This window comes from Pseudomonas violetae (assembly GCF_023072615.1).
Classification (GTDB): Bacteria; Pseudomonadota; Gammaproteobacteria; order Pseudomonadales; family Pseudomonadaceae; genus Aquipseudomonas; species Aquipseudomonas violetae.
The window spans coordinates 1-21,636 of sequence record NZ_JAKNRW010000017.1 but is presented as its reverse complement, the minus strand read 5'-3'; the positions used below and the strand labels follow the sequence as shown (position 1 = coordinate 21,636).

The window sequence follows — 21,636 nt, the reverse complement described above, 5'->3', positions numbered from 1 at the left end:
GTGGTGACCTGGCGTTCAGCGCTCCAAGTTACCTAATATGGCGCAGCGGACGGGACTCGAACCCGCGACCCCCGGCGTGACAGGCCGGTATTCTAACCGACTGAACTACCGCTGCGCGTAGCATTGAAAGTAAGTGGTGGGTGATGACGGGATCGAACCGCCGACATTCTGCTTGTAAGGCAGACGCTCTCCCAGCTGAGCTAATCACCCTTTACCTTCGTTACGGGACGCATTATGCCACAAGTTTTTATAATGTGTTGATTTAGTTGAATATTTTTTCAAATAAATCAAAAAACCTGTGAAACGACACGCCCTGCAGGAACAACGTACAAACTTGAGGCAGAAAAAAACCCGCCTAAGCGGGCTTTTCGGTGGTCACCTGGCGTTCAGCGTTCCAGATTACCGAATATGGCGCAGCGGACGGGACTCGAACCCGCGACCCCCGGCGTGACAGGCCGGTATTCTAACCGACTGAACTACCGCTGCGCGTAACACTGAATGCGAATGGTGGGTGATGACGGGATCGAACCGCCGACATTCTGCTTGTAAGGCAGACGCTCTCCCAGCTGAGCTAATCACCCTTCACGTTCGGTGTGGCGCGCATTCTACGGAGCACCCCCATCTCTGGCAAGTACTTTTTTAAATAATTTTCCGAGGCCTTCCAAAGGCTTAGAGAAGGGTTGGCCTATGGCACCGCGAAGAGAATAATGCCCCCCTTTGCATATAAGGAGAGACTCACCCCATGTGGTTCAAAAACCTGCTTATCTATCGCCTGACCCAAGATCTGCCTTTTGATGCCGAGGCGCTGGAAACTGCACTGGCCACCAAACAGGCGCGTCCGTGTGCAAGCCAGGAGTTGACCACTTACGGCTTCGTTGCGCCGTTCGGCAAGGGCGAAGATGCGCCCCTGGTACATGTCAGCGGTGATTTCCTGCTGATCTCGGCCCGCAAGGAAGAGCGCATTCTGCCAGGCAGCGTCGTGCGTGATGCGGTCAAGGAAAAGGTCGAAGAGATCGAAGCCGAGCAGATGCGCAAGGTCTATAAAAAGGAACGCGACCAGATCAAGGATGAAATTATTCAGGCCTTCCTGCCGCGCGCATTTATCCGTCGTTCATCCACCTTTGCTGCCATCGCGCCGAAACAGGGGCTGATCCTGGTCAACTCCGCCAGCCCAAAACGTGCCGAAGACCTGCTCTCCACCTTGCGCGAAGTCGTCGGCTCGCTGCCAGTGCGCCCCTTGACCGTAAAAATGTCGCCGACCGCTACCATGACCGAATGGGTCACCACCCAGAAAGCTGCGGATGACTTCTTCGTGCTGGACGAGTGCGAGCTGCGTGACACCCATGAAGATGGCGGCATCGTGCGTTGCAAGCGCCAGGACCTGACCAGCGAAGAAATCCAGTTGCACCTGAGCACCGGCAAGGTGGTCACCCAGCTGTCGCTGGCATGGCAGGACAAGCTGTCTTTCGTTCTCGACGACAAGATGGTGGTCAAGCGCCTGAAGTTCGAAGATCTGCTGCAAGATCAAGCGGAACAGGACGGCGGCGAAGAGGCCCTCGGCCAGCTGGACGCCAGCTTCACCCTGATGATGCTGACCTTCGGCGACTTCTTGCCGGCGCTGGTGGAAGCGTTGGGTGGCGAAGAGACGCCTCAGGGAATCTAAAAAGCAATGGCTGGCCCCTGCGGGAGATTCTATGTTGCAGGGCAAACCTGCAATCTCAGGCGGGTTGGTATTCACTCTGATTTTTAATCAGTGCAAATGCCACCCGACAGAGTTTCCTGGCAAGGGCCACCAATGCCTGAGTTTTCGAGAAGCCTCTAGCCAAGTCCGACTCGTAAAACGGTTTCCATTCAGGTGACCCCGGCGCGGATCTGGCTACCTTGCGCTGGCCCAGCGCAAATCCCTGGCGCTGGAGGTGGGCAAGCAGAATTCTGGCCAGCGCGCACTTCTCACCCCTGGCAGCGGTGCCGCCGCCTTGTTCAGTGTGTGGCACAACATTTCCGCGGCGTAGCTCTCGACCTGGTTCCGGCCAATGAGTGAAAAACAGGATCGTGAGACAGCGGCCCGGCAGGTCACTGACTGAGCCGAAAAGTTGATCACCAGGTTAATAATGGGCACTATACTGCGCATCGCGAGGACGACCTTGCGGCTCGATCGAGTCATTTACCTGGGGACGACCCCGTCAATTGATGGAGGTCTCTTATGTCCTGGATCATTCTGTTCTTCGCCGGCCTGTTCGAAGTAGGCTGGGCAGTCGGCCTGAAGTACACCGATGGCTTCAGTCGTCCGCTTCCCACGGCGCTGACTATTGCGGCCATGGCCATCAGCCTTGGCTTGCTCGGCCTTGCCATGAAGGAGCTGCCGCTCGGCACCGCCTATGCCATCTGGACGGGCGTGGGCGCTGTCGGCACAGTGATCGCCGGGATCATCTTGTTTGGCGAGTCGATGGCGCTGTTCAGGCTGGCCAGTGTCGCCCTGATCATTGCCGGACTGGTCGGACTCAAGATCAGCGCCTAAGCATTCATCGCTGCAAAGAAAAAGCCCGCCCCGCTGTTGATTAAGACAGCGGGCCGGGCTTTTTTACACCAGGTCTCAGTCGATCAACTTTCCGCCAGCGCCATGCGCTCACGCGTGACCGGAGCCCGTTCCGCCTGCTCAAGCTGCATGCACCGCTCCAGGAACAAGTACATGTAGTCATAGCTCTTGCAGATGGCCTGGCGCAACTCTGCCTGCAGCGCCTGGCCCGGGTTCAGGCCTGCCAGCGTGCAAATGATTTCCAACGCCTCCCACGGATGGGCGTCATCGTACTGGGCATGCATCTTCAGCCACTTCATGGCTCGCTTGCGCTCCTCCTCAGGGAAGGATGCTGCATACACACCATTGGAACAGACCACGGCTGACCACTCCCCCGTGGCCCCTTCAATGGCGTAGTTAGTAGCGGCGATGGCCACGATCAGTGAGTCGGAAGAACTGGTGTGCCAGCACCAGTGGCTCAATGCATGAAGTTCCGGGGCAACATTTTGTGCCTGCAGTTCTTCAAGGGTTACGCCATGCGCGCGGCTCCAGTGCACCCAGTAGTCGGCATGATTGAGCTCCACTCGAATATTGCGCATCAACCAGCGGCGCGCCATGTCTTCGCCAGGGTGGCGGGCAAAACGGGTCTTGGTCAGGTTCTGCGCCATATACAACGCAAACTGTTCGACGACCGGCCAGCCACCAATCAGGTAGTGGCGCATGGTCTTCGCGCTGAGCTTGTTGTCACGCAGCCGTTGATAGAGTTCATGTTCAACTACCCGGCGCTTGTTCTCGCTGCAGTCCTGGATCAGGCGCTGGGCCCAGGTCGGATAACTTGCAGCTTCCATGAGAGGTCCAGTTCTGATGAATGTGTCGATCACTGTCGAGCTCCTTTTGATTGTGATTTTAAGGATCGGCAAGATGTTTCAGCGAAAGGTACCCGGAGCCTTGAATAACAAAGGCTGAGACCTCGCCGGACGACTCTGCAAACTTTCGCAGGTAAACAGATGCGGGCGTTCAATCACATACCCTTGAGCATAATCCACCCCAATCTCCAGCAGTGCCTGCTCGATCTGTGGTGTTTCGACAAACTCGGCAATCGTGCGCTTACCCATTACATGACCGATGTGATTAATCACTTCGACCATGGCGAGGTTAATCGGGTCGTCCAGCATATCCTTCACGAAACTCCCGTCGATCTTCAGGAAGTCTACAGGTAAATGTTTCAAGTACGCGAACGAAGACATTCCGGCACAAAAGTCATCAAGCGAAAAATGGCAGCCTAACCCTTTGAGTTCATTAATAAATCTAATCGCACTACCCAAATTTGATATCGCACTGGTTTCAGTAATTTCAAAACAAATCATTTCAGGTGGTATTGAGTAAACAATGAACTGTTTACGCAGGAAGTCCAGAAATGCGTCATCTCCTATAGTAGTGCCTGACAGATTAATCGCACACATGGCCAAAGGACCTTTGTGCTTTTCCTGTATGCACTGCGCAATAATTTTGAAAACGTTTTCCACTACCCAGCGATCAATGGATGTCATTAGCCCATAACGTTCAGCTGCCGGTATGAAACTGTCCGGCAGGATCATTCGCCCTGCTTCATCATGCAGGCGCAACAGGATTTCAATATGTCCGCCGTTATGTTCGAGATGGCCGAGCGGTGCGATCTGTTGGGCATAGAGGCAGAACCGGTTGTCTTCCAACGCCATATGCAGGCGTTGCACCCAGGCCATCTCGCCAAAGCGCAGGGACAGTTCCGAATCATCGGCGTGATAGACCTGAATCCGGTTGCGGCCCTTCTCCTTGGCCATGTAGCAGGCCATGTCGGCCGCACGCAAAGAGGCTTCCAGGGTAGTTGGATGCTGAGCGACATGAACCAGTCCGACGCTCACAGTGGTCACAAACGGCCGGCCTTTCCATACGAAGTGCAGGTTCTGTACGATCTGGCGCAAGCTGTCGGCGATCTTCTCGGCAGCGTCGGGTGCGCAGTTTTCCAGCAGAACTCCGAATTCGTCGCCTCCCAGCCGGGCCAGGGTATCGCCCTCACGCAAGCCTGATTGCAACAGGGCGCAAATGTGCCGCAACAATTCATCGCCGGCCGCGTGGCCACACGTATCGTTGACCAGCTTGAACTGATCCAGGTCGAGAAACATCAGCGAATGGCGCCCTGCCTGACGCGTCAGGTTGTGCAGGGCCTGCTCCAGGCGGAACTCGAACTCGCGGCGGTTGGCGAGACCGGTCAGGGCGTCGTGCGTGGCCTGCCACGACAGATTGGCAATGTACTGGCGCTCCTGGGTCATGTCGTGCAGTACCAGCACGGTGCCACTGACCTTGCCGGCGTTACGGATCGGCGCGCCGACCAAAGTGACCGATACGGTGCTGCCATCCAGGCGCTGGATCAGCTTGGAGTGCTCGCTACCGCCCCTGAGTTGGCCGCTGAGGATATGTTCGATCAGGGTGAAACCTTCCGCCTGGGCATTTTCATCCAGCAAGTTGAACAGCGCAGCCAACGGCAATCCCGCGGCCTGTTCTGCCTTCCAGTGGGTCAGTGCCTCGGCCGCAGGGTTCATGTAGGCGATTGCGCCGTCGACGTCGGTAGTGATGACAGCATCGCCGATCGATTGCAGGGTGATCTGCGCCCGATCCTTTTCCAGCTGCAAAGCGTCGGCAAACGCGTGACGCTGCTTGAGCAGTTTGTGGGTGCGCATCAGCGCCAGCGCAATCAGGCCCAGTGTGGTGGCAAGGTTGATCACCAGGAGCAGGCGAAGGATCATTCGCGAACCCTCGCCCAACGCATCACTGAATGCCTTGGCCGCTGGCGTCACACCGTCATTAATCGCAAAAATGCGGTCTTTCCAGCGAATAACGTCGGCACTTGACGCCTGGCCGTCGGTAATACGCTGGCGCATGTCGCTGGCAACTTCATCGAGCTGCACCAGATAAGAGTCGCCCACTGTCCACAGGTCGATGGCTTTTTCCAGGTAGCTGAAATGGCGAAAATTGAGGTAGAGCCAGATCAGGCTGGGCACATCGTCAGGGTGATTGCCCCCCTTGAGAATAGCTAGCCGGGCCGCCTCGAGGTTGGGCGGCTGGTGATCCAGTGCCAGGCGCAGATCATGGCCGCCATGGGGCACGGCTATCGCGTTCTGGTACTTGAGAAAAATCGCCTCGTCGCGATTTTCGGCGTAAAGGTTCAGGTAGTAGATGGCATCTTTCTGGCCCTTGGACCAGAGGCTTTCACCGGCCACATAGCCGCGCACCGCCGACAGCACGTAGAGGCTGACGCCGCCCAGCAGCGCCTGAAATAACACGACGGCGATGAAAGGCCAGACGATGCCCAGCAGCCGTGGAGTTCCGAGAGTCCGCGTTTGATTCATGAGGTCCCTTGTATTAGCACTGCCAGATCATCATCCCAATGTGATCGCTACACCCAGACTAGGGGGCGTTCCCGCTCTCGGCAAGCAGAGGATCGACCTCAATGCCTTATGCGTGATCCCCGTATAGATATATACAGCCAAAGTCGGTTTGGAAGTCTGCTTACTCGGCACTTCGGGCTCCAGCAATCCGCTGTGGGTCCCCTTTCAAAGGAGTGCGACATGACACAGACGTCTTTACCTTCACCTGATCACCCCTCCCTGTCACCGGCAGACGAAGAAATGCGTGCCAGACTGGCTCTGGGACTCGACGACGGCCCGGATATCGAAGACTTTAACCGGAGTCCCACTGCTAAGGATCGAAGAGGGTTCAAGGCTGTTCAGCGCGCGGCCCCCGACCTCGCGCAACAGATGACCATCAACACTTACACGGGAAAACGCCTGAATGCTCAAATCTGCGACATCGTGAAGGCTTTCCTGAATGGCAAGCGGTCGTTGATCGGTCATCTCGGGGCGTCTGCACTCGCGTCCACCTCCTTGGAGCAACTGCGCGCGACGCCATCGGTATTCCTCCAGCGAATGTTAAACACGGTTGAAACGCAAGACCTGGGCGACAGGCTGCTCAAGGCCCTCAAGTGGTATGGCGCAGGTCCTGGCGAACAAACTCCGGCGCCCGTTCGCCATCAACTGGTTTGCAAAGCCATATGTGCTTACTTGCACGCCCCGTCAGCGGATGAACCGCAGGAAATCGCCGGGTTCCGCTGGCAAGACACGGCTCACTGGGGCAAGAGCTATCAGACCTTGCGCAGCGAATTCGAACAGCACTTGCTAAGCACCCATCGAGTCATGGATGCAAAAGAGGCGGCCCTCCTCGCGCGGGTGTTCGAGACCCGCCTCTCGAAGGACTTCGCTGTGCACAATATCCCCTCCGACCTTCCTTACAAGAGCTCGGTGGTGTGGGTGAACTTCATGCACGGCGTGCTGCTGGCAAATGAACTCGGCCTTGATCGATTGCAAGTGCTGTCCTTTCAACAACTCGTCGACTTGCCCTTGGCCCAGAGCGCCAACGCCTCGTCCGAACAACTTGAGAAGATTACCCGATTGAGGATGGGACCAGCACTGGAGTGGGCTGCCTGCTGCGGCATCGTTCAGTGGCGAAGAAAATCCGATTACGACGAGGACGATATGAAACGGGCGATGGCGGCTCTACAAAGCCACAGCGAGAGCCTGAACAACGCCGTTTTGACTCTGGATTTAGCGCCCCCGGAAAGACTGAAGATGGCCAAACAGGTAATGGATGATCTGTTCGGCGGAGCACTGTTCGAATCGGACGGGCGCAAATTGCTAAGGGATGATCCACCGAGCGGTGGCCCCAGAGATACGCCCTCATTGAAGCTGCCTGGTCATGCATTTCTGGATGTCTATGCCGACGGCCAATTGGATGATGGAAATAAATGGTTCTTAACCCAGTCCGATGGGAAAACACGGACCGGTCGCTGGATCAAGATTGACGATAAGCGAAGCCTGCGTCATGAGGAATCGTTCCTAAAGGATCATGAGGGGAGCGAAAGACGTATTTTTGCCAAATACGAAGGCAAGACGTTGCCGGATATCAACACGCGATTTGAAACAGACTTTATAAACTACCTATCAAAAATCAGGATGGCCTATCAGACCCTTATCACCAGTCTACTGACGTCACTGCCACTGGCCGACCGCCAGGCCCTTGAAAGGGGTGAAGTCCGCTTGCTGAGCCTGCACCTGGAAGAAAAACTCATCAAGGTGAAGGGAGACATCCGGCCAAGAAAAGGTTTCGTTCTACAGGTGACCCACCATAATGAAATCACCTACTACGAACTGATCCCGAGTGCTGGCGTCATTCGCCCTCGCCCCCACCTGAGGGTTTCAACAATCGATGGTGTTCGCACTACGTTTGCGCTGCACGCCTTGATCCCCGGACAAACTTATACTGCTGAAATCAGCACTACGCTGCTTCTCGATTGGACCGCTCACTTACATGGCACGCCGCCTTCTAGCAGCGCGTACTGCATAGCGATCCTCGGCCTGGTCGGTGAAATGCCCGCAGCCGTATCGCCAATCGATACCGAAGAAGCGGCGCCGGTATTCTCCCGATTGAATGCAGTAGCACACTACATTGCCACGAATTTTCTGTACGTCGATGAACAGCTGTTGCGTACCAAGGCCCGCGGTATTACGGCATTCGACACCATCAGGACCCGAAGCGAACAACGGATCAGTACGGGCATAGAAGTAGCCAAAGGGTTTGTACCCTTCTGGGGCAGTATTGAGGACATTTTTTCAGGCAAAATCGACAAGGTACTCATAGGCGCGGCCGGACTCGTGCTTGACCTGGCTTCATTCCTCACCCCAGTCGGGAAATTCATGTCGGGTTCGGTGCGGTTGATCAGGGCCGGGGCCACAGCCTCGCGAATGACCGTCCAAGCAAGTCTGCCTTCCTTTTCAACATTGACCCGAAAACTCCTGACCGCTTCGCTAAGCAACCTCAATCCGCTGGACGGGATTCCAATGTTACTCAAGACAATGGGAAGCGGTGCGTGGAAAGGGCTGCATACGGCGGGACGCCTTGGTGCCAGCGGGTTCAGGAAACTGGCAGGGCACGCCGACAGCTACCGACTGGTGCACAACCTGCCCCAGACAACCGACCCGGGGCGCTGGATGCCGCTGACAAGCAGTGATCGGCTGGCAACGGTCAACGGTGTGGATGACGTACTCGTGCGCAACACCAGCCCGTCAGACCACACTCGATTCCACCCCGTCGACCCTGTGACGTCCTTACCCTACGGGCCCCGCCTGCACAATCCCAGCGAAAATCTCATACAAGGCCGCTCAATTTTCAAAACGTTATCTCCTACCGAATCCCACGTCCTGGTAGAACTCCCCGAAGACACCCACATCCGTGAAGTCCTTGAGGTCAATGGTCAAACCACACTGTTCGTTGATGACATTCCTTACCGTCTGGATGGCAACCAACTGCGCCGTGCCGACTTGATTGATGATTCAGCGATGTTCAAATCAGTGCCCTGCCTGGTACGACGTAGTCCGGGTGCCGATGTATGCAAAACCACATTCGTCACCCGTAATCCGGCACCGACGCCGGCAATGGGAAGTTTCGACGAAAGCAAAGGCTGGGCGCCGTGGTTTGGAGACAGTCTGTATACGCCGGCCACTGCGGATCGGGCGATGTTGCTTAAAACCTTGAAGAAAAAAAGTCGGCTCCCGGCGACGATGGAATTTCAAAAAGGGCTTTGTGGGAGGATCAAGGTGAGTATTCCCTACAGGACCCAGAATCAATTTGATACCTTCGAGGCCGGTGCAGTTATCCTCCCGGCGATAGACGATTCGAAGCGCTATGTGTTCACCCGACTGGATGCTGGCGCTTTTTACGTCGCCGAGCTGGCACAAGGCCAAAGCATTAGAGACACGCTGAATTTAAAGAAAGCTTCCACTTTGCCAGAAGATCTAAAAGCAGAATTGCTCACCGTTTACACCGGGTCGTTGAATGCGAACAATATGGCAAGGATTTACGGCACGGATACGGTGGAACGGGCGTTGAAAACCATGGAAGAAATCGCCATTCCGATTGGTGGCCACGTGAACCCGCCCGATACACTCAAGCTGCTCAAGGTCGATACCAGTCCAGGCGAAGCGGTCCTGTTCGATCACTCGACCCGAATGATTGTCACCAGTCTCCCAAAAGGCGCGACAAGCTGGTCACGCAGCAAGGTCGCATCAGAAGACTTCCGTCAGAGAACAGCGGAGGTTTTCGATACATTGTTCCTTGAGCCGAGCATCGTGCTGAACAATGCCGACAACGCATTGAGGATCGACAGCACCATGAAAAAGCTTCACAACCTTATCCCTCGTCAGCAGCGCTCGTTCAAACCCAGAAACATCGCCTATGCCGAAGTAGTGACCGCCACCGGGAAGCGGGAGGTCTATGTAAGTGTTTCGGGAGCGCAGGGTGCGACCGGACATTTGCCTCTGTTTAGACATAATCTTGAAGCAGAAGAGGTCAAGGTAGGCGCAACCACCTACTTCAATGTCGATAGGCACAAAACTTTCCCCAGCACATCGCTCCTTGTGTCAGATGAACACAAGTTGTTCGCTGTACCGTTGACAATAAAAGATGTTCAAAGCTACAACCCGACACTGACTCGCAAACCCACGTCCCTGGACAGCGAAAGCAAGTTGATCAGCGTCATTCGCGAAAAATACCCCGACCCCAGATCGATCGAAACGGTTAACGTCGCCACCACCATGCCACCCTGCGGATCCTGCTCGGTTGTGATCAAGGAATTCGGTTTCGACGGAGGCGAAAATGCGCTGAACGTCCTGTGGCACTGACCTAGTGCTGCTGCAAATGCCCGTACAGCTTGGCGTATAAACCACCGTCGGCAATCAACTGCTGATGGTCGCCATCCTCAGCGATCTTTCCGCCGTCGAACACCAGCACCCGATCCGCCTGTTTCACGGCAGACAGCCGGTGAGCGATGATCAGGGTGGTGCGATGGCTGAGGAAACGCGTCAACGCCTGGTGCAGGTTGTACTCGGTGGCTGCGTCGAGCGCCGAAGTCGCCTCGTCGAGGATCACCACCTTGGGCTCGGCCAGCACCATGCGGGCAATCGCCAGGCGCTGGCGTTGGCCGCCGGACAAACGCACGCCGGATCGGCCGACAATACTGTCCAGGCCATTGGGCAATTCGCGTACCGTACGATCCAGCTGAGCAATTTCCAGGGCCTGCCAGCAGGCTTCGTCGCTGCGTTCGCGGCCCATGGTCAAATTGGCACGCACGGTGTCGTTGAACAGTGCGGGATGCTGCAGGACCACCGAGACATTTTCGCGCACGGTCTCCAGGCCGATTTCTTCCTGGGTCGAACCGCCGAAGCGGATGGTACCAGCCAGCGGTGTGTACAGGCCAAGCAGCAGTTGCACCAGTGTGCTCTTGCCGCCACCACTGGCACCGACGATCGCGACCTTTTCGCCCGGGGCGATCGACAGGTTCATCTTGTTCAGGACCAGGTCATCGCCATAACTGAAGCTCAGGCCCTGGACTTCGATGCCCACGGTTTCGCGCCCCTGAAACGGGTCGACGCCACCCTCGTATTGCGGTTCGTCCGCCCGGGCCAGGAGCTCGTTGATCCGCGACAGGGCGCCGCCGGCTGCATAAAAGGCATATTGCAGGTTCAACAGCTGCTCCACCGGGCCGATCATGAACCACAGGTAGCTGAAGACCGCGAGCATCTGGCCGATGGACAGGTCTGAAAACAACACCGTCAGCATCGCAGCGGCGCGAAAGATATCGATACCGAACTGGAACAGCAGGCCGCTGGCGCGGTTCGACGCATCGGTCTTCCACTGGGAGGTAACCGCGTAGTCTCGCACTTCCCGGGCACGCTGCCCGAGGCGACCGAGGAAAAAGCCCTGGCGGTTGCCGGCACGGACCTCTTGAATGGAGTCGAGGGTTTCGGTGAGTGCCTGGGTGAAGCGCGAGGTGCTGTCGTTCTCCAGTTTCTTCAGGTGCTTGACCCGTTTGCCCAGCAACACCGTAGCGTAGATCACCAGCGGGTTGAACAGCATGATCAGCAGCGCCAGCTTCCAGTGCATCCACACCAGGATGCTCGCCGTGCCGACCAAGGTCAGCATGGCCACCAGAAAACGGCTGAGGGTTTCGCCGACGAATTTGTCGAGGGTGTCGAGATCGGTGACCAGGTGCGTGGTGACCGTACCGCTACCCAGGCTTTCGTATTCCCCCAGGGAAATTCGCTTGAGCCTTTCGATCAAGCGCAAGCGAATGCGATAGACGATGTCCTTAGCCAACGCTGCGAACAAGCGTGCCTGCACCACGTTGAACAACAGGGCCGCGCATCGCAGGCTCAGGGTCACCAGCAGCATCAGGCCAATGTAACCTGCCGCTTTCTGCCAGTGTTCCGGCAGTGCGTGGTTCATGATCTTCAGCGCCGAATCGCCGTGCCCCAGCAGCACTTCATCCACCAGCAGTGGCAGCAGCAACGGAATTGGCACACTGCACAACGTTGCCAGGACTGCGACCCCGTTGGCGATCCATAAGGCTTTTTTATGCTGCAGGGCCAGACGACGTATTTCGGCCCAGCTCAGTCGATCAATACGCTTGGGAGATGGGCCTTCGTCGGGCAGGTCATGCACAGGCGGCGCGCTCCAGCCAACGACCAAGCAACGGCGACAGCTCGCTCAGCGGTTGATAACCATTGGTCAACAGCGCCAATTGCCCGTCCCGCTCGGCCAGCAAGGTGGGGAAGCCGGCAATGCCAAGATCCTGGACCCAGGTGAAATCGGCGGCAGTCGCGGCGTGTTGATCGGCACGATCAAATGCCGCCGCGAACTCGATGCGCGGTACCCCGGCCTGCTCCGCCAACTCGACCAGAACACTGGCCTGGGTGACGTCGCGACCTTCGGCGTAAAACGCATGCTGAATCAATCCGAGCAACTTCCACGCACAATCCGCTGCCAGGCTGCGCGCCGTGACGAGTGCCCGGCACGCGGGCTCGGTGTCGTAGACAAAGCCGTCGGGCAATGCACCTTCAAGCTTGAACGGCTGGCCGGTGGCATCAGTCACCGCCTGCCAGTGTTCGAGAATATAGCGTCGGGTGGTCGGTTCCAGCGCCGAGCCACTGCCAGTACGCAAGCCGCCCACGACCAGATGCACCTCGACCCCCGCAGCTCGTGCCTGCTCGACCAGGGCTTTGGCCACCGGAGCAAAACCCCAGCACCAGGAGCACATCGGGTCCATCACGTAGAGCAGGCGGCGCGCAGACATGGGATCAAGCCTCTGTAGGGGTTTGCTTGTAGTTGTAGCCGATCGGATGAGGCATGTTGCGCGCCCTCGCCAGTTCGATCTGCTTCTGCCGATCGATGGCGCTACGGCGAGTTTTCTCGCTCAGCTTATCCCAGCAATGCGGGCAACTGATGCCTGGCACGTAATGCTCGGATACACGGTCTTGCACACTCACAGGGGTGCGGCAGGCATGACATTGATCGTAGTCGCCTTCGCTCAGGTCGTGGCGCACCGTGACCCGGTTGTCGAAAACGAAACAGTCGCCCTGCCATTTGGTTTCTTCCTGCGGCACCTCCTCGAGGTACTTCAGGATGCCACCCTTAAGGTGATAGACCTCGTCAAAGCCCTGGCTGAGCATGTAGCTCGAAGCCTTTTCGCATCGAATGCCGCCGGTGCAGAACATCGCGACCTTCTTGTGCACGGCCGGGTCGAAGTGTTCCTTGATGTAGTCCGGGAATTCGCGAAAGCTGGTGGTCTTCGGGTCGATGGCCCCTTCGAAGGTGCCAATGGCCACTTCGTAGTCGTTGCGGGTGTCGATCAACAGCACTTCAGGGTCGCTGATCAGTGCGTTCCAGTTCTCTGGATCAACGTAGGTACCGACTTTTTTGTTCGGGTCCACGCCTTCGACGCCGAGGGTGACGATTTCTTTCTTCAGCTTGACCTTGGTGCGGTAGAACGGCTGCTCGTCGCAATATGATTCCTTGTGATCGATATCGTCCATGCGCGGGTCGTTCTTGAGCCAGGCCATCAGCCCGTCAATACCTTCGCGGCTGCCGGATACGGTGCCATTGATGCCTTCTTCGGCAATCAGCAGCGTGCCCTTGATGGCGTTGTCGACCATCGCCTGCAGCAGGGGCTCGCGCAGGGCGACGTAATCTTCCAGGGTGACGAACTTGTACAGTGCCGCCACAACAATCTGTTGTGTCATCGGGTGTTTCTCCAGGTGGCTACCCTCGTAAGGGGTGAACCGGATTCAAAAAAAACGCGCCGGGTGGCGGCGCGTTGCGGATTCTAGCAAAAAGATCGCCGCCTGCGGCAGCTCCTACCTTGGAATGCGATGTCCTGCAGGAGCTGGCGCAGGTTCGGGCCTCGTTCGAAAGATCTTCTGATCCTAATGCTTGCCACCGCCTGCACAGGTCGGCGAGGCCGGGGCCTCGTCCATCTGTGCCCATTCCTCAGGGGTGTAGGTATGCAACGCCAACGCATGAAACTCGCCCATCAGCTCGCCAAGCGTGCCATAGACTTTCTGGTGACGCTTGACGCGCATGAGCCCTTCAAACTGCTGGCTGACGATCACAGCCTTGAAGTGAGTCTGCAACCCACGACTGTGCATGTGGCTCTCATCCAGCACTTGCAGGTGCTCGGGCTGTAACAGGCCTAGCGTCGATTCAATGCGTTGTTGCATGGTCATACCCGCCTCCGCTTAAGGCTTTTTCTTGGCAGGAGCGGCGCCCTTAGGCTCGAGCTCCGCAGTCATGTCAGCCAGCAGCTTGTTGACGACAGGTACAGCGCTTTCCAGCTTGGCCTGAGTCATCTGAGCCGATTGCTGAGTCAGCTGCGGCATTTTTTCCAAGACTTTCTTGCCCAGTGGCGACTGGTAGAAGGCAACCAGATCCTTGAGCTCCGATTCACTGAAATTCGTGGTGTAGAGCTTAACCATGTCGGGCTTCAGCTTATTCCAGCCAATGGCTTGGTCCAGAGCAGCATTGGCCTTGGCCTGGTAGGTTTCCAACAGGGCTTTTTTCGACTCAGGGGCTTTGGTCTGTTGAAAGCGCTGGGCAAACATTTGCTGCACTTGCATGTACACCGGAGTACCCAGTTTGTCAGCGTGCGCCAGGGTCAGGAAAGTCTCGGCACTGGCGTTGTGGCTGGCGGTATCGGCAAAAACAGGGCCGCTGGCGCAAACCAGTGCAACCGCGGTACAGATGGCGCGAAGACGAGTCATCGAGTTTCCTTTTCTAGCAGGCGAGGTAAAACCCCAAGGGCGTCCATTCTGCGCCTAAAAAAGTGTGTCACTCAACCCCACGCCTTGTGAGCCATTAATTAGAGGGGGCCAGACCCCAAATGCGACACTGATGGAACCACTGCAGGCGATCGCGGCCTAAACTGCGCTAACTGACCTACAGGAGTGTGCACGATGAGCCGTATCGAAACCGACAGCCTCGGCCAGGTTGAAGTCCCGGATGAGGCCTACTGGGGCGCTCAAACGCAACGCTCGCTGGTCAACTTCGCGATTGGCAACGAACGCATGCCGATGGCGGTGCTGCATGCGCTGGCCTTGATCAAAAAAGCCGCCGCACGGGTCAATGACCGCAACGGTGACGTGCCGCCCGACATTGCCCGCCTGATCGAACAGGCGGCCGACGAAGTGCTCGACGGCAGCCACGACGATCAATTCCCGCTGGTGGTCTGGCAGACCGGCAGCGGTACCCAGAGCAACATGAACGTCAATGAGGTGATCGCCGGTCGCGCTAACGAACTGGCCGGCAACCCACGCGGTGGCAAGTCGCCGGTTCATCCCAACGATCATGTCAACCGCTCCCAGAGTTCCAACGACTGCTTCCCCACAGCCATGCACATTGCAGCGGCCCAAGCGGTGCAACAGCATCTACTGCCGGCGATCAGCGAACTGTCCGGCGGACTGGCCGAGCTGTCCGCCCGGCACATGAAACTGGTCAAGACCGGGCGTACCCACATGATGGATGCCACGCCAATCACCTTCGGCCAGGAACTGTCGGCATTTATCGCACAATTGGATTACGCCGAACGAGCGATCCGCAGCGCGTTGCCTGCAGTCTGTGAATTGGCTCAAGGCGGCACTGCGGTCGGCACCGGCCTGAATTCGCCCCATGGTTTTGGCGAAGCAATCGCTGCCGAACTGGCTGCCCTCTCCGGCCTGCCATTTGTCACGGCGCCTAACAAATTTGCCGCGCTGGCCGGGCATGAGCCTTTGACCACCTTGTCTGGCGCGTTGAAGACGCTTGCCGTAACCCTGATGAAAATTGCCAACGACCTGCGCCTGCTGGCCTCGGGGCCGCGAGCCGGTTTGGCCGAAGTGAAGCTGCCCGCCAACGAGCCGGGCAGTTCGATCATGCCTGGCAAGGTCAATCCAACCCAGTGCGAGGCCTTATCGATGCTGGCCTGCCAGGTCATGGGCAATGACGTGGCGATCGGCTTTGCGGCGAGCCAGGGGCACCTGCAGCTGAACGTGTTCAAGCCGGTGATCATCCACAACCTGCTGCAATCGATCCGCCTGCTGGGCGATGGCTGCAGCAACTTCCAGCAGCATTGCATCGCGGGACTTGAACCGGACGCACAGAAAATGGCTGAACATCTGGAGCGTGGGTTGATGCTGGTAACAGCGCTGAATCCGCATATCGGTTATGACAAGTCTGCAGAGATTGCCAAGAAGGCTTATGGCGAAGGGCTGACTTTGCGTGAGGCGGCGTTGCAACTGGGCTATCTGACAAGTGACGAGTTTGATGCCTGGGTGCGGCCGGAGAATATGCTGGAGGCAGGGGCCAAGGGTTAAGTGATGTAGCGCCTGGAAGTCGTTCATCGTGGGCAAGCCCCGCGACGAACGATCAGGCGGTCTAGCTGGCTGCCAGCCGCGCCCGACGCGCCCGAAGCCCGGCAATCAACGACGGCCCCAACGCCACCAGCGCCGAGCCCAACACCACCAGCACGGCTCCGCCATATCCCAGGCCATTGATCGTCTCGGCATGCACATACTCCGGCCAGAGCCATGCGGCCACGGCTACTGCAGCGAAGGTTACCAACGGCGTGATCGCCAGCGTCGCGCTCACCCGCGAAGCCTCCCAATGCGCCAGCGCTTCTGCAAACGCACCGTAGGCAAATAATGTGTTCATGCAGCAGGCCAGCAGCAACCAACCCTGCAGCGGGCTCAGTTGCAGCACTTCCAGCGGCTGCACCCAGGGTGTCAGCAACAACCCGCAGAACAGGTAGATCACCATCATCACTTGCAGCGAATTCCATACCGTCAGTAATTGCTTCTGCCCCAAGGCATAAAAGGTCCAGACCGTAGATGCCAGCAGTACCAGCAAGACGCCGGCGGTGTAATCGCTCAGGGAAGTGAGCAACTCACCCAGGCGCTGGTTGAAAAACAGCACGAAGCCGATCAGCAGCACCAGCAGCCCGATCCCCTGCCCTACGCTGAAACGCTCCTTGAACACAAACAGACTGGCAATCAGCAACATGATCGGGCCCATCTGCACGACCAACTGGGCAGTGCCGGGGCTCAGCAGGTTCAGGCCCATCAGGTACAGCACATAGTTGCCGACCAGGCCCAGCACGGCCATCAGCACCAGCCATCCACCGCGTGGGCCGAGTACTTTGCGACTCGGCAAGCGCCTGGTCGCCGCCAGGTAGATGAACAGACAGCTCCCGGATACCATCAGGCGAAACCATGTCACCGTCACCGGGTCCATCACCAGCAGTACTTGTTTGAGCTTGATCGGCAGGATTCCCCACAACAGCGCGGTCAACAAGGCCAGAAACAGACCGTAGACCCAGCGACCGGATGAAATGTGCATGCGTACCTCAACAAGGCCAGACGGCAAGAACGGTCATTCTAGGCGCATGCACTGAAGGTACACAGGCACAGTTTGCGGCTTGCCGCGCACGTAACTGTGCAGGCCGCATGCCGTCGATCGGTTGGTTGGACACTGCAAGGGGTTCAGACATATGCTGATTGGATCCACCAAAGGACTGCCCTTCCAGGAGAACCCCATGTACGGCATGCGCGCCCAGGACAACGCCCCCGCTACGCATTTTCGCAGCGACCGGTTGTGTCGAGTTAACGGGGAATTGTATTTCAGTACCCGGGAAAACACGCTGGAGGGGCCGTATGGAAATGCTGAGGTGGCAGCGCAGGGGGTTCGGGATTATATCGAGCGGATGCAGAAGATGAGTGCCCGGCATCAGTCCGAGGTGTAGCCATTCGCGAGCGAGCCCGCTCCTGCAGTCATGGGGTGATGATCGCAAAACATGTGAACACCACAAAAAGCTGGGAGAGCGGGCCTGCGAAGGCTATTTAACTACCCCTACAGGGGCAGGTCATTAAAGTACCGCTTCAAACAACCCCGTAGCCCCCATTCCCCCGCCGACGCACATGGTCACCACGCCATACCGCAGATTGCGCCGCTGCAATTCACGCACCAGATGCCCGACCTGCCGCGAACCGGTCATGCCGAACGGGTGACCGATGGAAATCGAGCCGCCGTTGACGTTGTACCTTTCGTTATCGATCTCCAGCCGGTTGCGGCTGTAAAGGCACTGCGAAGCGAACGCTTCGTTGAGTTCCCACAGGTCAATATCGGCCACTTTCAACCCTTTGGCCTTGAGCAGTTTCGGCACCGAAAACACAGGGCCTATGCCCATCTCATCAGGCTCGCAACCCGCCACGGTGAAGCCGCGGAAGAACGCCTTGGGCTTCAATCCCAGTTCCAGGGCTTTTTCCAGGCTCATGACCAGGGTCATCGAAGCACCGTCGGACAGCTGCGAAGAGTTGCCGGCCGTTACCGAACCGTCATCGGCAAACACTGGTTTCAAACCCGCCAGGCTTGCCAGCGTGGTGTCCGGACGATTGCAGTCGTCGCGATCGACGATGCCGTCGAGGATCTGCGCCTCACCGGTAGTCTTGTCCTCGACCCGGTATTTTACCGCCATCGGTGCGATTTCGTCGTCGAAAAGCCCGGCAGCCTGGGCCTGCGCCGTACGCTGCTGACTCTGCAGCGCATACAGATCCTGTTCTTCGCGGCTGACGTTATAACGACGTGCGACGATCTCGGCGGTCTGGCCCATGGGGAAATAGATGCCGGGCACCTGCTCCTTGAGCAGCGGGTTGATCAGGTTGTCGGTGTTGACGCTCTTCATGGTCAGGCTGATCGACTCGACGCCACCCGCAACGATGATGTCGCTGCAGCCCGAAGCGATCTGGTTGGCGGCGATGGCGATTGCCTGCAAGCCCGACGAACAGAAGCGGTTGAGGGTCATGCCCGCGGTACCGATGCCCAAGCGCGACAACACTGCCACATTGCGGCCGATGTTGTAGCCCTGGGCACCTTCGTTGGAACCGGCGCCGACGATACAGTCCTCGACACTGGCCGGATCAATGCCCGAGCGCGCCAGCAAGGCGTTGACGCAATGGGCCGCCATGTCGTCGGGACGGGTCTGGTTGAATTTACCGCGAAAGGATTTGGCCAGGCCGGTCCGTACGCTGTCGACGATCACCACTTCACGCATGGCATACCTCATTATTGTTGTCGGTAGAAAGTGGGCTGAGCATAAGCCCACCACATAACCGACAGCGACAATCATTCATCTCGCGTATGCGCAACCATCGGTTCACTTCTTGTCCTTGCGGTCGGACTTTTCAAACGCCGCCTCCAGCGCGCCGTTAATAGTGCGCAGTACCTTGACCCGCGCCCAGCGCTTGTCATTGGCTTCCACCAACGTCCACAGCGAGATATCGGTGCTGGTGCGATCCACCATGTCACCCACCGCCGCACGATAGGCATCCCATTGGTCGCGGTTGCGCCAGTCGTCTTCGGTGATCTTGAAGCGCTTGAAGGGAATCTCCTCACGAGCCTGGAAACGCTCCAACTGAGTCTGCTTGTCGATGGCCAGCCAGAACTTGACCACGATCACTCCTGAATCGACGATCTGCTCTTCGAAGTCATTGATCTCGCTGTAGGCCCGCAACCAGTCCCCCGGGGGGCAGAAGCCTTCAATTCGCTCCACCAGCACCCGCCCGTACCATGAGCGATCAAACACGGTGAACTTGCCCTTGGCCGGGATATGCCGCCAAAACCGCCACAAGTACGGTTGAGCCCGCTCTTCTTCGGTCGGTGCGCCAATCGGCACAATATTGTACTGACGCGGATCCAGGGCCGCCGCCACCCGGCGAATCGCCCCACCCTTGCCCGCAGCATCATTACCTTCAAAGACTGCGACAAGCGCGTGGCGGCGCATGCGTTTATCGCGCATCAGGCCAGAGAATCGTGCCTGCTCGGTGATCAATTGTTCTTCGTAGTCATCCTTGTCCAGGCGCAGAGTCAAGTCCAGGCTGTCGAGCAGATTCAATTGATCGACGCTGGTGGGCAGTGGCGCGGCGTTGACTTTTTCCGGGTGAAGCGTTGATCGTTCGAGGGCAACTTGCAGGCCAGCGAGCAGAATCCGCCCTACCGCCAGGCTGCGATAGTTCGGGTCGACGCCTTCGATCACATGCCAGGGCGCATAGTCACGGCTGGTCCGGCGCATGATCCGCTCCCCGTATTTGACGAACTTGTCGTAGGTCTGCGATTGCTGCCAGTCCAGCGGGCTGATGCGCCAGCTGTGCAAGGGGTCGTCCGCCAGCGCCTTGAGGCGAGCCTTCATCTGTTTCTTGGACAGGTGAAACCAGAACTTGAAGATCAGCGCGCCTTCGTCGCACAGCATCTTTTCCAGACGCTCGGCGGCATTGATGGCCTGGTCGAGCCGCGGATTCTTGAACTCCCCATGGACTCGCCCCTGGAGCATCTGGCTGTACCAGTTGCCAAAGAAAATCCCCATGCGGCCCTTGGCCGGCAGCATCCGCCAGTAGCGCCAGGCTGGTGGACGGGCCAGCTCCTCGTCGGTTTGCTGATCAAAGGTGCGCACTTCGATCAGTCGCGGGTCCATCCACTCATTGAGCAGCTTGACCGTCTCACCCTTACCGGCACCTTCGATGCCGTTGATCAGGACGATGACCGGAAAACGTTGCTGCTGCTGGAGTTCAAACTGCGCTTCAAGCAATGCTTCGCGCAGCGCCGGCACTTCGGCATCGTAGGTTTCTTTATCGATGAAATGACCGATTTCAGCAGATTCGAACATGGATGGCTCCCTTCCCGGATTGAGCAAGACTAGCGGATTGACCCGTTTACCGTGGAAGAAATCCCTTGTGCGGAGCAACAACGTTCTTGGTAGCAACTGCTACAGGTTAATCCGCGCACCTATGAAACCAGCGATCGGGCATTACCACTCCGATCAGCTAGAATGGCCGCCTTGCCGATGCCGAGCCTGCCATGAAAGCCGAATTACCCCACGCCCAGCTCGACTGGGACGACCAGGGACTCCCGCGTTCGCGGGTGTTCGACGACGTGTATTTTTCCGATCTGTCGGGCCTTGATGAAACCCGCTACGTATTCCTTGAGCAAAACGCTTTGCGTGAGCGTTTTGCCACGCTGCAGGCCGGTGAGCGGCTGGTGATTGGCGAGACTGGATTTGGCACCGGCCTGAACTTTCTCTGCGCCTGGCAGTTGTTCGAGCAACACGCAGCGCAGGGCGTGCGGTTACATTTCGTCAGCGTCGAAAAATACCCGCTGAGCCTGCCGGACCTGCAGCGAGCATTGGCGTTGTGGCCGGAGCTCAAGCCGTTCGCCGATCAACTGTTGGCGCAATACGTGGCAATCCATCAAGGTTTCCAGCGACTTGTCCTGGATAACGGCCGCGTCACGCTGACGTTGCTGATCGGCGACGCGCTCGAACAGTTGCCGCAACTGGACGCGCAAATTGATGCCTGGTTTCTCGACGGCTTCGCCCCGGCAAAAAATCCCGACATGTGGACCGCCGAGCTGTTTGCCGAACTGGCCCGCCTGGCAGCGCCCGGCTCGACTATCAGTACCTTTACCAGTACCGGTTGGGTACGCCGTCTGCTGAATGCGGCGGGCTTCAAGATGAAGCGTACACCCGGCATCGGGCACAAATGGGAAATCTTGCGGGGAGTGTTTCTCGGATGGCCGCAAGAGGCGGCCCCGCCGGCCGTGATCAAACCGTGGTTCGCGCGTCCGCTGCCCCTGCCGGGGGACCGGCATGCCGTGGTGATCGGCGCCGGGTTGGCCGGTTG

16 protein-coding genes, 4 tRNA genes and 2 pseudogenes are annotated in these 21,636 nt (G+C 57.8%); 7 read left to right on the top strand and 15 right to left on the bottom strand.

Going from position 1 to position 21,636, the window contains the following annotated elements; all coding sequences use genetic code 11:
* Positions 1 to 38: 38 nt before the first annotated feature.
* The 4 genes from L9059_RS18730 to L9059_RS18715 form a co-directional block, all read right to left on the bottom strand.
* Positions 39 to 115: transfer RNA gene (locus tag L9059_RS18730), tRNA-Asp, on the bottom strand.
* Between the two features lie 19 nt (positions 116 to 134).
* Positions 135 to 210, bottom strand: a tRNA-Val gene (locus L9059_RS18725).
* Between the two features lie 199 nt (positions 211 to 409).
* Positions 410 to 486 (bottom strand) — tRNA-Asp (locus tag L9059_RS18720).
* 19 nt (positions 487 to 505) lie between these two features.
* Positions 506 to 581 (bottom strand) — tRNA-Val (locus tag L9059_RS18715).
* 161 nt (positions 582 to 742) lie between these two features.
* Between L9059_RS18715 and rdgC the strand changes: the two genes are divergently transcribed.
* Complete coding sequence (gene rdgC / locus L9059_RS18710) at positions 743 to 1,663, top strand: recombination-associated protein RdgC (protein WP_247292430.1); 921 nt, start codon at positions 743 to 745, stop codon at positions 1,661 to 1,663.
* 29 nt (positions 1,664 to 1,692) lie between these two features.
* Here rdgC and L9059_RS18705 read toward each other — a convergent pair.
* Positions 1,693 to 1,859, bottom strand: a pseudogene (locus tag L9059_RS18705) (IS110 family transposase); the annotation flags it as partial.
* Between the two features lie 21 nt (positions 1,860 to 1,880).
* Between L9059_RS18705 and L9059_RS18700 the strand changes: the two are divergent.
* Positions 1,881 to 2,084: pseudogene (locus L9059_RS18700) on the top strand (bile acid:sodium symporter family protein); the annotation flags it as partial.
* 119 nt (positions 2,085 to 2,203) lie between these two features.
* Complete coding sequence (gene sugE / locus L9059_RS18695; RefSeq protein WP_045061667.1) at positions 2,204 to 2,518, top strand: quaternary ammonium compound efflux SMR transporter SugE; 315 nt, start codon at positions 2,204 to 2,206, stop codon at positions 2,516 to 2,518.
* A gap of 83 nt (positions 2,519 to 2,601) precedes the next feature.
* On the opposite strand, the gene L9059_RS18690 is transcribed toward sugE, so the two are convergent.
* Positions 2,602 to 3,363, bottom strand: coding sequence for an iron-containing redox enzyme family protein (locus L9059_RS18690; protein WP_282615539.1), 762 nt, complete (start codon positions 3,361 to 3,363; stop codon positions 2,602 to 2,604).
* Between the two features lie 78 nt (positions 3,364 to 3,441).
* Positions 3,442 to 5,901, bottom strand: coding sequence for an EAL domain-containing protein (locus L9059_RS18685; RefSeq protein ID WP_247292428.1), 2,460 nt, complete (start codon positions 5,899 to 5,901; stop codon positions 3,442 to 3,444).
* Between the two features lie 219 nt (positions 5,902 to 6,120).
* Between L9059_RS18685 and L9059_RS18680 the strand changes: the two genes are divergently transcribed.
* A complete protein-coding gene (locus tag L9059_RS18680; protein ID WP_247292427.1) occupies positions 6,121 to 10,284 on the top strand; it encodes a deaminase domain-containing protein in 4,164 nt (1,387 codons plus the stop codon).
* A gap of 1 nt (position 10,285) precedes the next feature.
* Here L9059_RS18680 and L9059_RS18675 read toward each other — a convergent pair whose 3' ends face one another.
* From L9059_RS18675 to L9059_RS18655, 5 genes are all read right to left on the bottom strand, one after another.
* Complete coding sequence (locus L9059_RS18675) at positions 10,286 to 12,103, bottom strand: ABC transporter ATP-binding protein (RefSeq protein ID WP_247292426.1); 1,818 nt, start codon at positions 12,101 to 12,103, stop codon at positions 10,286 to 10,288.
* Positions 12,096 to 12,698, bottom strand: a complete 603-nt coding sequence (locus L9059_RS18670) for a DsbA family protein (RefSeq protein ID WP_247292510.1) — start codon at positions 12,696 to 12,698, stop codon at positions 12,096 to 12,098. Before L9059_RS18670 ends, L9059_RS18675 begins: the two co-directional genes overlap by 8 nt.
* A 40-nt stretch (positions 12,699 to 12,738) precedes the next feature.
* Positions 12,739 to 13,680: an oxygen-dependent tRNA uridine(34) hydroxylase TrhO gene (gene trhO / locus L9059_RS18665; RefSeq protein ID WP_247292425.1), complete on the bottom strand. Its 942-nt coding sequence runs from the start codon at positions 13,678 to 13,680 to the stop codon at positions 12,739 to 12,741.
* A 183-nt stretch (positions 13,681 to 13,863) separates the two neighbouring features.
* The gene (locus L9059_RS18660) at positions 13,864 to 14,163 is read right to left on the bottom strand and encodes a BolA family protein (protein WP_247292424.1); all 300 of its coding nucleotides are present in this window, start codon (positions 14,161 to 14,163) and stop codon (positions 13,864 to 13,866) included.
* A 12-nt stretch (positions 14,164 to 14,175) separates the two neighbouring features.
* Positions 14,176 to 14,697, bottom strand: a complete 522-nt coding sequence (locus tag L9059_RS18655) for a DUF2059 domain-containing protein (RefSeq protein WP_247292423.1) — start codon at positions 14,695 to 14,697, stop codon at positions 14,176 to 14,178.
* 192 nt (positions 14,698 to 14,889) lie between these two features.
* On the opposite strand from L9059_RS18655, the gene L9059_RS18650 reads away from it, so the two are divergent.
* Positions 14,890 to 16,284 (top strand): class II fumarate hydratase, encoded by a 1,395-nt coding sequence (locus L9059_RS18650; RefSeq protein ID WP_247292422.1) that lies wholly within the window; start codon positions 14,890 to 14,892, stop codon positions 16,282 to 16,284.
* Positions 16,285 to 16,345: 61 nt separating this feature from the next.
* On the opposite strand, the gene L9059_RS18645 is transcribed toward L9059_RS18650, so the two are convergent.
* Positions 16,346 to 17,305: a DMT family transporter gene (locus L9059_RS18645; RefSeq protein WP_247292421.1), complete on the bottom strand. Its 960-nt coding sequence runs from the start codon at positions 17,303 to 17,305 to the stop codon at positions 16,346 to 16,348.
* 196 nt (positions 17,306 to 17,501) lie between these two features.
* On the opposite strand from L9059_RS18645, the gene L9059_RS18640 reads away from it, so the two are divergent.
* Positions 17,502 to 17,708: a DUF6316 family protein gene (locus tag L9059_RS18640; protein WP_247292420.1), complete on the top strand. Its 207-nt coding sequence runs from the start codon at positions 17,502 to 17,504 to the stop codon at positions 17,706 to 17,708.
* 123 nt (positions 17,709 to 17,831) lie between these two features.
* Here L9059_RS18640 and L9059_RS18635 read toward each other — a convergent pair whose 3' ends face one another.
* Complete coding sequence (locus tag L9059_RS18635; protein ID WP_247292419.1) at positions 17,832 to 19,016, bottom strand: thiolase family protein; 1,185 nt, start codon at positions 19,014 to 19,016, stop codon at positions 17,832 to 17,834.
* A gap of 102 nt (positions 19,017 to 19,118) precedes the next feature.
* On the bottom strand, positions 19,119 to 20,624 hold the full coding sequence (gene pap / locus L9059_RS18630) for a polyphosphate:AMP phosphotransferase (RefSeq protein WP_247292418.1): 1,506 nt from the start codon (positions 20,622 to 20,624) through the stop codon (positions 19,119 to 19,121).
* Between the two features lie 191 nt (positions 20,625 to 20,815).
* Here pap and mnmC2 point away from each other — a divergent pair.
* The coding region (gene mnmC2 / locus L9059_RS18625) for a tRNA (5-methylaminomethyl-2-thiouridine)(34)-methyltransferase MnmC2 (RefSeq protein WP_247292417.1) at positions 20,816 to 21,636 on the top strand (821 nt) is incomplete at its 3' end.

What these genes read in the sequence shown, in the direction of transcription:
- pap (WP_247292418.1), bottom strand. Translation starts at nt 20,624, where the DNA reads ATGTTCGAATCTGCTGAAATCGGTCATTTCATCGATAAAGAAACCTAC.
- L9059_RS18690 (WP_282615539.1), bottom strand. Translation starts at nt 3,363, where the DNA reads ATGGAAGCTGCAAGTTATCCGACCTGGGCCCAGCGCCTGATCCAGGAC.
- rdgC (WP_247292430.1), top strand. Translation starts at nt 743, where the DNA reads ATGTGGTTCAAAAACCTGCTTATCTATCGCCTGACCCAAGATCTGCCT.
- L9059_RS18685 (WP_247292428.1), bottom strand. Translation starts at nt 5,901, where the DNA reads ATGAATCAAACGCGGACTCTCGGAACTCCACGGCTGCTGGGCATCGTC.
- L9059_RS18670 (WP_247292510.1), bottom strand. Translation starts at nt 12,698, where the DNA reads ATGTGCTCCTGGTGCTGGGGTTTTGCTCCGGTGGCCAAAGCCCTGGTC.
- L9059_RS18655 (WP_247292423.1), bottom strand. Translation starts at nt 14,697, where the DNA reads ATGACTCGTCTTCGCGCCATCTGTACCGCGGTTGCACTGGTTTGCGCC.
- L9059_RS18645 (WP_247292421.1), bottom strand. Translation starts at nt 17,305, where the DNA reads ATGCACATTTCATCCGGTCGCTGGGTCTACGGTCTGTTTCTGGCCTTG.
- L9059_RS18635 (WP_247292419.1), bottom strand. Translation starts at nt 19,016, where the DNA reads ATGCGTGAAGTGGTGATCGTCGACAGCGTACGGACCGGCCTGGCCAAA.
- sugE (WP_045061667.1), top strand. Translation starts at nt 2,204, where the DNA reads ATGTCCTGGATCATTCTGTTCTTCGCCGGCCTGTTCGAAGTAGGCTGG.
- L9059_RS18640 (WP_247292420.1), top strand. Translation starts at nt 17,502, where the DNA reads ATGTACGGCATGCGCGCCCAGGACAACGCCCCCGCTACGCATTTTCGC.
- trhO (WP_247292425.1), bottom strand. Translation starts at nt 13,680, where the DNA reads ATGACACAACAGATTGTTGTGGCGGCACTGTACAAGTTCGTCACCCTG.
- L9059_RS18650 (WP_247292422.1), top strand. Translation starts at nt 14,890, where the DNA reads ATGAGCCGTATCGAAACCGACAGCCTCGGCCAGGTTGAAGTCCCGGAT.
- L9059_RS18680 (WP_247292427.1), top strand. Translation starts at nt 6,121, where the DNA reads ATGACACAGACGTCTTTACCTTCACCTGATCACCCCTCCCTGTCACCG.
- L9059_RS18660 (WP_247292424.1), bottom strand. Translation starts at nt 14,163, where the DNA reads ATGACCATGCAACAACGCATTGAATCGACGCTAGGCCTGTTACAGCCC.